9 protein-coding genes are annotated in these 12,096 nt (G+C 57.1%); 2 read left to right on the forward strand and 7 right to left on the reverse strand.

What is annotated here, in order from left to right; all coding sequences use genetic code 11:
- Nucleotides 1-65: 65 nt before the first annotated feature.
- Both H7R73_RS00440 and H7R73_RS00445 read right to left on the reverse strand, forming a co-directional pair.
- Nucleotides 66-1,643 (reverse strand): ABC transporter ATP-binding protein, encoded by a 1,578-nt coding sequence (locus H7R73_RS00440; RefSeq protein ID WP_103259270.1) that lies wholly within the window; start codon nt 1,641-1,643, stop codon nt 66-68.
- 97 nt (nt 1,644-1,740) lie between these two features.
- Nucleotides 1,741-2,739, reverse strand: coding sequence for a BMP family lipoprotein (locus H7R73_RS00445; RefSeq protein ID WP_039039539.1), 999 nt, complete (start codon nt 2,737-2,739; stop codon nt 1,741-1,743).
- 412 nt (nt 2,740-3,151) lie between these two features.
- On the opposite strand from H7R73_RS00445, the gene uvrD reads away from it, so the two are divergent.
- Nucleotides 3,152-5,323 carry a DNA helicase II gene (uvrD, locus tag H7R73_RS00450; protein ID WP_103259271.1) on the forward strand — a complete coding sequence of 724 codons (2,172 nt, stop codon included), beginning with the start codon at nt 3,152-3,154 and terminating at the stop codon, nt 5,321-5,323.
- 180 nt (nt 5,324-5,503) lie between these two features.
- Nucleotides 5,504-6,415 carry a hypothetical protein gene (locus H7R73_RS00455; protein WP_182951438.1) on the forward strand — a complete coding sequence of 304 codons (912 nt, stop codon included), beginning with the start codon at nt 5,504-5,506 and terminating at the stop codon, nt 6,413-6,415.
- Here the strand turns inward: H7R73_RS00455 and H7R73_RS00460 are convergent.
- The 5 genes from H7R73_RS00460 to H7R73_RS00480 all read right to left on the reverse strand — a co-directional run bounded on the left by H7R73_RS00460 (nt 6,412) and on the right by H7R73_RS00480 (nt 12,076).
- Complete coding sequence (locus H7R73_RS00460) at nt 6,412-7,686, reverse strand: IS4-like element ISApu2 family transposase (protein ID WP_011191341.1); 1,275 nt, start codon at nt 7,684-7,686, stop codon at nt 6,412-6,414. The genes H7R73_RS00455 and H7R73_RS00460 overlap by 4 nt on opposite strands.
- Nucleotides 7,687-7,891: 205 nt before the next feature.
- Nucleotides 7,892-9,166, reverse strand: a complete 1,275-nt coding sequence (locus H7R73_RS00465) for an IS4-like element ISApu2 family transposase (protein ID WP_011191341.1) — start codon at nt 9,164-9,166, stop codon at nt 7,892-7,894.
- Between the two features lie 187 nt (nt 9,167-9,353).
- A complete protein-coding gene (locus H7R73_RS00470) occupies nt 9,354-9,884 on the reverse strand; it encodes an REP-associated tyrosine transposase (RefSeq protein ID WP_103259272.1) in 531 nt (176 codons plus the stop codon).
- A 234-nt stretch (nt 9,885-10,118) separates the two neighbouring features.
- Nucleotides 10,119-11,012: a LysR family transcriptional regulator gene (locus tag H7R73_RS00475; RefSeq protein ID WP_182951439.1), complete on the reverse strand. Its 894-nt coding sequence runs from the start codon at nt 11,010-11,012 to the stop codon at nt 10,119-10,121.
- A gap of 278 nt (nt 11,013-11,290) precedes the next feature.
- Nucleotides 11,291-12,076, reverse strand: a complete 786-nt coding sequence (locus H7R73_RS00480) for a hypothetical protein (RefSeq protein ID WP_103259320.1) — start codon at nt 12,074-12,076, stop codon at nt 11,291-11,293.
- Between the last annotated feature and the right edge of the window lie 20 nt (nt 12,077-12,096).

The raw sequence follows: 12,096 nt of genomic DNA on the forward strand, positions 1-12,096 counted from the left end.
GATATCGTCGGGGACTGGTGTGTTGACCATCATCAGGCCGAATCCGTTACAAGTGGTTGTGACCTTCATGATGTGGCTCCTTGTGATTGGCTTGCCGCCACGTCGTCAGGAACTATGTTCGCCATCATCAGGCCGATGGTGCGTTCATCCGCCCTGGCGCCGTCCAGCTCGCCGACGATGCGGCCATCGGCGATGACCAGAATGCGGTCGGAGAGGCTCATGATCTCGTCCAGCTCCACCGACACCAGCAGCACCGCCTTGCCCTTGTCGCGCATGGCGATGATCTGCTGGTGGATGTACTCGATGGCGCCGATGTCGACGCCCCGGGTCGGCTGGCCGACCAGCAGCACATCCGGGTCCTGCTCCACTTCCCGGGCGATCACCAGCTTCTGCTGGTTGCCGCCGGAGAAGTTGGCGGTCTTGTGCTCCGGGCTCGGCGGGCGCACGTCCCACTTGTCCATCTTGGCCTGGCAATCCTGGCGGATCGCCTCCTTGTCCTGCAGCCAGCCCTTGTTGTACTGGGCACGGCGGTGATAGCCGAGGATGAAGGCCTCTTTCGCCTCGAAGCGGTTGATGAGCCCCATCTTGTGCCTGTCTTCCGGGATGTGGCCCAGGCCGAAGTTGCGCACCTGCTCCGGGTCGGCCGGGTGGCTCTGGCTTACCTCGTGGCGCTGCGCCCCGGCGATGGTGAAGCCGCCCTTGCTGGGCTTGAGAATGCCGCCGAGCATGCTGAGCAGCTCGGACTGGCCGTTGCCGGAGACCCCGGCGATGCCGACCACTTCCCCCGCCCGCACCTCGAAGCTGACGGATTTGACCCGTTCCACCCCGGCGTCATCGACGTAAGAGAGGCCCTCGACCTTGAGCTTGGCCTCGCCCGGCTGGGCGGTGCCCTTGTCGACCTTGAGGCGCACCTTGCGGCCCACCATCAGCTCGGCGAGCTGCTCCTTGTCGGTGTCTTTGGTGGCGACATGGGCCACCATCTCCCCCCGGCGCATGATGGAGACCTGATCCGTGATGGCCAGGATCTCCCGCAGCTTGTGGGTGATGAGGATGACGGTCGCCCCCTGATCCCGCAGCTTTTTCAGCACCTCGAACAGGTGATCCGCCTCTTGCGGGGTCAGCACCCCGGTGGGCTCGTCGAGGATCAGGATGCGGGCACCGCGATAGAGCGCCTTGAGGATCTCGACCCGCTGTTGCAGGCCCACCGGCAGATCCTCGACCTTCTCGTGCAGCGGCACTTCGAGACCATAGTCCCGGGCCAGCTCGCCGAGCAGTTTCTCGGCCGCCGCCAGGCTCTTGCCCAGGTGCCAGCCGTTTTCCGCGCCGAGGATCACGTTTTCTAAAACAGTAAAATTGTTCACCAGCATAAAGTGCTGGTGCACCATGCCCACGCCTGCGGCAATCGCATCTTGTGAGCCATGGGGTTTGAAGGGGTTACCGTCGATCAGCATCTCGCCTTTGTCGGCGTGGTAGAAACCGTAGATGATGCTCATCAGGGTCGACTTGCCGGCGCCATTTTCGCCGACGATGCCGTGAATGCTGCCTTTACGAACCTGAAGGTCGATCTGCTTGTTGGCGTAAACCTCGCCAAAGCGCTTATCGATACCTCTTAATTCGATGGCATAGCGATCTGTCTGGTCCATGATGCAGTCCTTGCGGGTCATGAAGTAGAGACTAAAAACCGGCCCGTACGGGCCGGTCTGGATTGAGAGTCGTAGCAGAGACTCAGTACTTGCAGGATCAGTACTTACAGGAGTTGTCGCTCATGTAGTCGTGCACCTTGATCTTGCCGGCGATGATGTCGGCCTTGATGGCTTCGACCTTGGCCTTCATCTCCGGGGTGATCAGCTTGGCGTTGTTCTCGTCCAGCGCCCAGTCAACACCGCCTTCGGCCAGACCCAGGGACTGGATACCCGGCTTCCAGCTGCCCTTGGCGGCGTCATCCCAGCTCTTGTACGCGGCCAGACCCACGGACTTGACCATGGAGGTCAGCATGGTGCCCGGTTGCAGGTGGTTCTGGTTGGAATCCACACCGATGGCCAGCTTGCCTTCGTCCTTGGCAGCCTGATAGACACCGATGCCGGTACCGCCGGCGGCGGCATAGACCACATCGGCGCCCTTGGCGAACTGGGACTTGGCCAGTTCTGCACCCTTGGCCGGGTCGGCGAAGGCTGCCGGGGTGGAGCCGGTCATGTTCTGATAGACGTCGATCTTCGGATTGATGTACTTGGCGCCTTGCTCATAGCCGCACTGGAACTTGCGGATCAGCGGGATGTCCATGCCGCCCACGAAGCCGACCTTGCCGGTCTTGGAGGCGATGGCCGCCAGGGCACCCACCAGGAAGGAACCTTCATGCTCCTTGAAGATGAGGGACTGGACGTTCGGCTTGTCGACCACCATGTCGATGATGGTGAACTGGGTGTTCGGGAACTCGGTGGCTACTTTCTCTACCGCGGAACCCATGTTGAAGCCGACGGCGACGATGGGGCCGTTGCCACGGCTGGCCAGACGACGCAGGCCCTGCTCGCGCTGGGCTTCGTTCTGGGGTTCGAACTCCTTGACCTTGACGCCTTTGTCCTTGTTGTAGACTTCGACGCCGTTGCGGAACACGGCTTCGTTGAAGGACTTGTCGAATTTGCCTGCGGTGTCATAGATGACGGCGGGCTCGGAGGCTGCCTGGGCGGACAGGGCAGCGAGGGTGAGGGCGGCCACGGTGGCCAGCTTGAGCACTTTAGTCACGATCGTATCCTTGATTGTTATGTGAGGGTCCACAACCTGTCTTGGCAGGTCATAAAGCACGCTGGCTAACTGTAAGTGAGCCAGCCCGTTGGTCAAGGGGATCATAGAGGAAAAACGTTTGCGTTAACGGTTTGAAATATAAGCAAATTGCCTTATAAGTGTTTGTTTTATGGTGTTTTTGCAGAATTAAATTCCGGGATTAATAGGGCTCGATCGATATTTGTGTTTGGATTCATGATGTTAGGCGCAACCGTTTTCCTCCTCTGATGAAAAAACTGGCTTCCATCGGCACCAGCCCTGCGGCCTCATCGACGCCACGTTGGCGGGCGGGCTGGCCCCCGGCTGCTCACGGCTTGGTCTCTGGCGGCTCAGGCCGTATAATCCCCGCCTGTATAAATAAACAGGAGTGGTGATGGACGTTTCAACCCTGCTCGACGGGCTCAATGACAAGCAAAGAGACGCGGTGGCGGCCCCCCGTTGCAACCTGCTGGTGCTGGCGGGCGCCGGTTCGGGCAAGACCCGGGTGCTGGTGCACCGTATCGCCTGGCTGATGCAGGTGGAACGCTGTTCACCCTTCTCCATCATCGCGGTCACCTTTACCAACAAGGCGGCGGCCGAGATGCGCGGCCGGGTCGAAAAAGTGATCGGCGACGGCGTGCGCGGCATGTGGATCGGCACCTTCCACGGCATCGCCCACCGCCTGCTGCGGGCCCACCATCTGGATGCGGGGCTGCCGCAGGATTTCCAGATCCTCGACTCCGACGACCAGTACCGCCTCATTCGCCGGGTGCTCAAGGCGCTCAACCTCGACGAGAAGCACTGGGCCCCGCGCGCCGTGATGGGCTACATCAACGGCAAGAAGGACGAGGGCTTGCGCCCCGGCGACATCGACCTTTACGGCGACCCCGTCACCCGCACCTATCAGCAGATCTACAAGACCTATCAGGAGACCTGCGATCGCTCCGGTCTGGTGGACTTCGCAGAACTCCTGCTGCGCGCCCACGAGCTGTGGCTCAACAAACCGCACATCCTCGAGCACTACCGCGACCGCTTCCAGAACATCCTGGTGGACGAGTTCCAGGACACCAACGGCATCCAGTACGCCTGGCTGCGGATGCTGGCCGGCGACACCGGCAAGGTGATGATAGTCGGTGACGATGACCAGTCCATCTATGGCTGGCGCGGCGCCAAGATTGAGAACATCCAGCGCTTCCTGACCGACTATCAGGGCGCCGAGACCATTCGCCTCGAGCAGAACTACCGCTCCACCGCCAATATCCTCAAAGCCGCCAACAGCGTCATCGCCAACAACTCGGAGCGGCTCGGCAAGGAGCTGTGGACCGAAGGGGCCGAGGGCGAGCCGATCTCCCTTTACGCCGCCTTCAACGAGGTGGACGAGGCCCGCTTCGTGGTCGGTCGCCTCAAGGACTGGAAAGAGAAGGGGGGGCTGCTCGCCGACTGCGCCATCCTCTATCGCTCCAACGCCCAGTCCCGGGTGCTGGAAGAGGCGCTGATGCAGGACGCCATGCCGTACCGCATCTACGGCGGCCTGCGCTTCTTCGAGCGCCAGGAAATCAAGGACGCCATGGCTTACCTGCGCCTTATCAACAACCGTGGCGACGACGCCAGCTTCGAGCGGGTGGTCAACACCCCGACCCGCGGCATCGGCGATCGCACCCTCGAGATCCTGCGCAATAACGCCCGGGATCAGGGCCAGAACCTCTGGCAGTCCGCCAAGACCTTGCTCAATGACAAGGTGCTGACCGGCCGTGCCGGCAACGCGGTGCGCGGCTTTGTGGATCTCATCGACGCGCTGGAGGAACAGGTCTCCCTGCTGCCCCTGCACCAGCAGGCGGACATCGTCATCCAGCACTCCGGCCTCAAGGCGATGTATCTGGCGGAAAAAGGCGAGAAATCCCAGGCGCGGGTAGAGAACCTGGACGAACTGGTCACCGCTTGCCGTCAGTACCAGCGCCCGGACGAGCTGGAGGACATGAGCGATCTCTCCGCCTTCCTCGCCCATGCAGCGCTGGAGTCCGGCGAGAATCAGGCGGACGAATACGCCGACGCGGTGCAGCTGATGACATTGCACAGCGCCAAGGGGCTGGAATATCCCCTGGTGCTGCTGGTCGGCGTCGAAGAGGGCATGTTCCCCAGCCAGCAATCCACCGAGGAGTCGGGGCGGCTGGAGGAAGAGCGCCGCCTCTGTTACGTCGGCATGACCCGCGCCATGGAGAAGCTCTACATCTGTTATGCCGAGAGCCGCCGCATCTACGGCCGCGAGATGTTCCACAAGCCGAGCCGCTTTATCCGCGAAATGCCCGCCGAGTGTCTGGAAGAGATCCGGCTGCGCACCCAGGTGAGTAGACCCACGCAATATGGCCGCTTTAGCCAGAACGAGGTGCAGCAGAGCTTTGACGCCAGCGGCATCAAGCTCGGCCAGCGGGTGCTCCATCCGAAATTCGGCGAAGGAATCGTGCTCAACTTCGAAGGGGTCGGCCAGCAGAGCCGGGTGCAGATCCAGTTCGACGACGTCGGCGCCAAGTGGTTGGTGACGGCATATGCCAGACTGGAAGCACTCTGATTTTTCCCGCCTTTTGATACAACCAACCCGGCTTAGGCCGGGTTGATTTTTATATGCCCCATCGCGACAACTTTAAATACGCGATCGTCCGAATACGCTTCGCTATTCGAACCTACGATGCTGGCATCAGGTTACAACAAGTGTTATTAATGCATTCAAATTAATTACCAGGCAACGCTAATGAATAACGTTTATTTTTTAGGTTTTACACCAAAACCATATGTTTGGGTTGTAGTAGATGCTGATGAGCATTGGTATGACTTTAATGCCAGGAAAAATAAATCTCTTTTTATAAGAGAGGTGGTTTTTGCTGCTAAAGGGAAAGATCTTTCTATAATAGTAACAAGACCGGGTATGGTTTGGATATCAAGCAACACAAAGAGACTAGCAACAACACAAGAGGATGACTTTTTCAAAACTGTTGAATTACGTAAAAATTTAATTAAGGTCGCTAATGTCTTTAACTATCTACTAGCTTTGACATCAAAGGATTACACTTCAGGCTGTGCCACGCCAATTATCCCAATAGAAATCACCCTTCATGAAACCATGTGCATGAAATTCTTCGGTGAAAGCGGTCAAAACCTCGATGAACCAACAACATTCATCCCGACATGCCCTAATGTAACCTCAGCTATGAATCTTGAGTTCAAAGAATTAGAAAGTCGAGATGGCCAAATTTATATTGATGCATACAAAAAGGCTTTTGATGTTTTAGAACGTTTAGATGAGAAGGGAATTGAATGCTTAAACACTCTATCAAAATCTGAAAGCGAGTATTTAAATAGTGACTACAGCACCTCATTAATTCTCTCTTGGTTTATCATAGAGCATATCATACTTGATATTTTCTTAAGAGAAGCAAATGGCAGCATGAATAAAAATGGGAACTCACCGAAGTTCGATGACATGCTATCAAAAGTGCAAAGCACTGCTAACTATCGTGAGTATTCATCTGTTATTGCATTGATAACGCAAGCTAAGAATGCACGTAATGGTTTTGCTCATCGAAATGAGAAAGTGGATAAGGATTCAGCAGAAAAGTCCTTGAATGCAGCATTCGCTTTAGCTTCCTCATGTACAGAACCTTAAGCGGCAAGCGAATTAATAATACCGTCTAACGTGTTGTTTTGCTTGGATTTTCTCTGCCTACTCTTTTTGCCGTTTTTGGATAAATACACCATTGCCCACTCCAACTTCTCTGTTATTTCCTGCCACGCACCATGGATGATGCTCGCCAATATCGGCATTAACCAAAGCGCGCTGTTTTTGGCAATCTTCAGCATCGATAACTCCGCGCTGCCAATCAGCGTCAGCGCCAGCCGACGTTTGACCAGCAAGGCCAGCAAACTAGCCCAGATCAAGCCTTCCGCTATCGCTTTTTGTCGTGTCGCGAACGCCTTCAACCGGTTATGTGATTTCAGCTCTTTGAACAACAGTTCGATCTGCCAACGGCAACGATACAATGCCATCACCTTCTCGGCTGGCCATCGCTCACGCGGAAGATTGGTCATCCATATACAGAACCGTTTTTCCTCTGCAAACCAACGTCTTATGAGTCGATATTTATACTTTCCCGAACTCACATCCAGATCCAGAACCTCGGCTCTGCAGCTTCTCCGATCGATATCCTTGAGCTTTTTTCCGAGTAACTTGGGCATTTCCCTGCCGTCCTGTCGGTAAGCTGCCTGTACTTTGGGATTGAGATTTTGACTCCCTCTGACCAGATAGCTTCCTTTGGCTTTGGTCACATCAGCAAAGTACTCGCGGCTGATGTAACCGGCATCCGCCAATAACAGTTTGTTATTTAACGAATTTGCGGCCGGAAGATGCTTGCGCTCCGATTCGGTATCCGCCGTGATACTCATCGATATCGGCGACTGGTCCAGCAAGGACATGGTCATATGACACTCTACCGCAGCGGGGCTGTGCTTATTGAATCGGCCCGGGAAATGTTCTGCCAATTGCGGATGTAACGCGAATGACGACCCGTCCTGCAGCAGTACCTGCTCAAAGCCTGCCAGTCCGTGGGCGTCCGGTAGACACTCCTTGAGGCGTAAGGCGATGGCTCGTTCAACCAGTGCGCGCATGAACAAGGGAAAACCCTGCTTGCGTAACTGGTTGTGAAAGGGTTTATACGCTATTTGGTCAGTATCATGGAGCTGCAACGCATTGAAATGGCGATGCAAACCAGCAATACCATCCACCTTGTCGCAACCAAGCCCTGAGAGCAGAGCCGGGAGTAGTCTCGCAGGCTGGATATCCCGGAGTCGCTGACAAAAACCGGTAAATTTACCGATCCGGTTGAGTTCAGAAGAGCTAAGAAGTTGCTTGAGGTACTGGGTTGCATTGATAATAGTCATGGCTTCGGGCGTGTCGGTTTTTTTTTGCGATTAAATCAGATCACAAACGAAGCCTTTTTTCTATCTATTTCAATTGGTTGTAGCTAAAGATCCTGTACATGTTAGCTTCCTACAAATTAAAGATCGATTTGAAGCACAGTATTTATGTACCCCAGATTCTTTCTTACGGTAGGTAGGACCGTAGGTTCGATTCATGTACAGAACCTTAAGCGGCAAGCGAATTAATAATACCGTCTAACGTGTTGTTTTGCTTGGATTTTCTCTGCCTACTCTTTTTGCCGTTTTTGGATAAATACACCATTGCCCACTCCAACTTCTCTGTTATTTCCTGCCACGCACCATGGATGATGCTCGCCAATATCGGCATTAACCAAAGCGCGCTGTTTTTGGCAATCTTCAGCATCGATAACTCCGCGCTGCCAATCAGCGTCAGCGCCAGCCGACGTTTGACCAGCAAGGCCAGCAAACTAGCCCAGATCAAGCCTTCCGCTATCGCTTTTTGTCGTGTCGCGAACGCCTTCAACCGGTTATGTGATTTCAGCTCTTTGAACAACAGTTCGATCTGCCAACGGCAACGATACAATGCCATCACCTTCTCGGCTGGCCATCGCTCACGCGGAAGATTGGTCATCCATATACAGAACCGTTTTTCCTCTGCAAACCAACGTCTTATGAGTCGATATTTATACTTTCCCGAACTCACATCCAGATCCAGAACCTCGGCTCTGCAGCTTCTCCGATCGATATCCTTGAGCTTTTTTCCGAGTAACTTGGGCATTTCCCTGCCGTCCTGTCGGTAAGCTGCCTGTACTTTGGGATTGAGATTTTGACTCCCTCTGACCAGATAGCTTCCTTTGGCTTTGGTCACATCAGCAAAGTACTCGCGGCTGATGTAACCGGCATCCGCCAATAACAGTTTGTTATTTAACGAATTTGCGGCCGGAAGATGCTTGCGCTCCGATTCGGTATCCGCCGTGATACTCATCGATATCGGCGACTGGTCCAGCAAGGACATGGTCATATGACACTCTACCGCAGCGGGGCTGTGCTTATTGAATCGGCCCGGGAAATGTTCTGCCAATTGCGGATGTAACGCGAATGACGACCCGTCCTGCAGCAGTACCTGCTCAAAGCCTGCCAGTCCGTGGGCGTCCGGTAGACACTCCTTGAGGCGTAAGGCGATGGCTCGTTCAACCAGTGCGCGCATGAACAAGGGAAAACCCTGCTTGCGTAACTGGTTGTGAAAGGGTTTATACGCTATTTGGTCAGTATCATGGAGCTGCAACGCATTGAAATGGCGATGCAAACCAGCAATACCATCCACCTTGTCGCAACCAAGCCCTGAGAGCAGAGCCGGGAGTAGTCTCGCAGGCTGGATATCCCGGAGTCGCTGACAAAAACCGGTAAATTTACCGATCCGGTTGAGTTCAGAAGAGCTAAGAAGTTGCTTGAGGTACTGGGTTGCATTGATAATAGTCATGGCTTCGGGCGTGTCGGTTTTTTTTTGCGATTAAATCAGATCACAAACGAAGCCTTTTTTCTATCTATTTCAATTGGTTGTAGCTAAAGATCCTGTACATGAGGTTCGATTAGCGAAGCGTAATCGGACGATCGCGTAAGACGTTCGCGTTATCGGACGCTTACAACGGAACAACCCTTTTAGGGGTTCACTCCAATCCCCCCAACGCCCCATCCACCGACCCGCACCAATCCGGTGGATAGGTGCCACTCGCCACATAACGATGGAAGGTGGAATACGGCCAATCGGCCACCCGGGTGACATGACCATGTTTGAGGGGGTTGATATGGACATAATCCATATGGTGGCGGTAATCCCGCTCATCCCGGATCAGGTGTTCCCAATAATGGCGTTGCCAGATGCCCCGCTCCCCGTGGCGTAGCCGGGTCTGGCTGCGGCGCTCGTTGACCGGCAAGGCGCGGGAGAAATGGCTTTTAATGAGCCGCCACCGCAGGGGGAAATCGGTGTCCCCTTCCGGCAGAGAGAGAATGCAGTGGAGATGGTCGGGCAACACCACCCAGGCGTGGATGGCGAAGGGGTGAGCCTGCTGCACCTTGGCAACGCTGTGGCGCAGCAGGTCGATCTGCTCCACCAGCAATCGGTTGTTGCGCCGCTCCAGCAGGTTGACGGTAAAGAACCAGGTTCCGCCGGGCCACCATGCCCGCCGCCAGTTGGCCATGCATTTCCCCTATCTTCGGCAGAAAAGCCAAGCATAGCCTTGCCGCCCGGCGATCCGTTCGTGGGCCCCGTCGCGCGGTTGTCAGATGATGGGATGGACCGGTGACGCGATCGTTCGATTGTCCGATTGTCCGATTGTCCGATGACGTGAACGTCCGATTACGCGAACGTCCGATTACGCTTCGCTAATCGAACCTACATGCAGGCGGATATCCCAAGCCCCCGCCTGTCTGACTTACCTCGGCTGAAACGCCTTGACGAGATATTCGATAAAGAGCCGCACGTTGCGGGACTGCTCCTTGTGGAAGGGGTAGACGGCGAAGAGGGCGTGGGGGTCGGGTTGCCAGTCGGGGAGCAGTCTGACCAGGGTGCCGTCCGACAGGTCGTCCGACACGAATTCATCCGGTACCAGGATCACTCCGAGCCCCTGCACCGCCGCCTGTTTCAGGGCGATGCCGTTGTTGGCGCAGAAGCTGGCGGGGGGCAGCTCTACCGCCACGCTCTCCGCGTCCCGGGTGAAGAACCACTTGTTGGGGGAGGAGGAGAGGCTGTAGCGCAGGCAGTTGTGGGCCTTGAGATCCTCCGGGTGGGCGGGCTGGCCCGCCTCCTTCAGGTAATCGGGGGCGGCGCAGAGCACCCGCTGCACCTCGCACAGGGGTTTGGCGCGCAGGGTGGAGTCCTCCAGGGTGCCAGCCCCCCGGATGACCACGTCCAGCCCCTGATCCACCAGATCCATGTAGGCGTCGCTCAGGATCACCTCGATGCCGATCTCCGGATAGCGGCGCTGGAATTCGCAGACAAGGGGGTTGAGCCGGATCAGCCCGTAGGACATGGGCATGCCGATCCTCAGCCTGCCCCTGGGGGTGAAGGAGGCGGCCATGATGGACTGGTCGGCGGCCTCCAGGCTGTCCAGCACGGCGCATATCTGGCCGTAATAGGCCATGCCCGATTCGGTGACGCTCAGCCGCCGGGTGGTGCGGTTGATCAGCGCAATGCCGAGAAAGGCTTCCAGCTCGTTGATGTTCTTGCTGACCGCCGCCTGGGAGAGGCGCAGGTCGTCCGCCGCCGCCCTGAAGGTGCCCATTTCCACCACCCGGCGAAAGACGTTCAGCGCCGTGATCTTGTTCATCCTGCCCCCGTTAATTCACTACTGGTAAATGATGGCGCCATCATTGCGCACTTTTATCACAATAGTGCGGATCCCCGGGGTGTCCACCCCCCATCCCCCGCCAGACAGAGAGTTGCCGGTGGTAGAGCGGCCCGGATCATGGCCCTCCGGGGCGTGGCGGGCCCGGCAGAGACGCAGACGAAAGAGAGGCGATGAGCCCCGGGCACCCCGGACCGTGACGGCAGGCATAAAAGCAGGCGGCAGGGCCCGGGCCCCGCCGCCAGATGGCACGCACCGGCTTACTGCACCTTGCCGGGGGCGGGGGGCAGGGTGATGCCGACATCGGCCCAGGGGTTGGTGCCGAGCAGCTGGGCGTGGGGCACGTCCGCCTGGTAGCGCATGGTGAACGCTCTGGGTCCGTGGGCGAAGGCCACCAGCAGCCCCTGTTTTGCATCCATCAACCCGGCGTGCATGCCGAGCCCGTGATAGCTGATCCGCACGGCCTTGTCCTCCAGGCCCACCTTGTCTATCTGGAAGCGGGCGATGCTGCCGTCTTTGAGGGTAAAGCCCCAGCGGAACGGCCCGCCGCTGACCACCGTCATCACCTCGTCGATGTCGGTGCCGTCCTCGGCGGAGTTGACGTGCATGCGGCCATATTTGCCGAGCACGGCGCTGCGGGTGCGCTCGTCCAGCGCCATCAGGTCATAGACCTTGGGGTAGGGGCCGACGCCTGTCTCCTCGGTGGCGACGCCGCCCCCTTGCACCGCAGGCTCGCGCCCTGCGAGCCTGGCCTGCTCCAGCAGCTCCCCCTGACTCAGGTTGAAGGCCGCAATCAGGGCGCCGTGCTCCGCTTTGGTCAGGGCGCGGCGGTGGGAGGCTTCAAGCAGCGGCCTGGCGGCCTCGGGAATGTCGACGGTGACCACGTTGACACCGATGGGGTTGAGCGCGTTGTTGACCGCTTCGATGCCGGTCACGGCGGGGCGGCCATCGCTGAACTGCACCGAGACGATGTCACCGGCGAAGGTGTTGAAAGAGAAGGCCGAGGCGAGGGTGCCGGCCAGCAACGGGATAGGGGTGAGTTTCATACAAGACTCCTCGTTAAGGT

Origin of the sequence: Aeromonas sp. WP2-W18-CRE-05 (assembly GCF_014168615.1) — a bacterium.
Lineage (GTDB): Bacteria > Pseudomonadota > Gammaproteobacteria > Enterobacterales > Aeromonadaceae > Aeromonas > Aeromonas caviae.

Excerpts from the sequence above, each read along its gene's own strand:
- H7R73_RS00470 (WP_103259272.1), bottom strand. The coding sequence starts at position 9,884 with ATGGCCAACTGGCGGCGGGCATGGTGGCCCGGCGGAACCTGGTTCTTT.
- H7R73_RS00465 (WP_011191341.1), bottom strand. The coding sequence starts at position 9,166 with ATGACTATTATCAATGCAACCCAGTACCTCAAGCAACTTCTTAGCTCT.
- H7R73_RS00440 (WP_103259270.1), bottom strand. The coding sequence starts at position 1,643 with ATGGACCAGACAGATCGCTATGCCATCGAATTAAGAGGTATCGATAAG.
- H7R73_RS00480 (WP_103259320.1), bottom strand. The coding sequence starts at position 12,076 with ATGAAACTCACCCCTATCCCGTTGCTGGCCGGCACCCTCGCCTCGGCC.
- H7R73_RS00475 (WP_182951439.1), bottom strand. The coding sequence starts at position 11,012 with ATGAACAAGATCACGGCGCTGAACGTCTTTCGCCGGGTGGTGGAAATG.
- uvrD (WP_103259271.1), top strand. The coding sequence starts at position 3,152 with ATGGACGTTTCAACCCTGCTCGACGGGCTCAATGACAAGCAAAGAGAC.
- H7R73_RS00455 (WP_182951438.1), top strand. The coding sequence starts at position 5,504 with ATGAATAACGTTTATTTTTTAGGTTTTACACCAAAACCATATGTTTGG.
- H7R73_RS00460 (WP_011191341.1), bottom strand. The coding sequence starts at position 7,686 with ATGACTATTATCAATGCAACCCAGTACCTCAAGCAACTTCTTAGCTCT.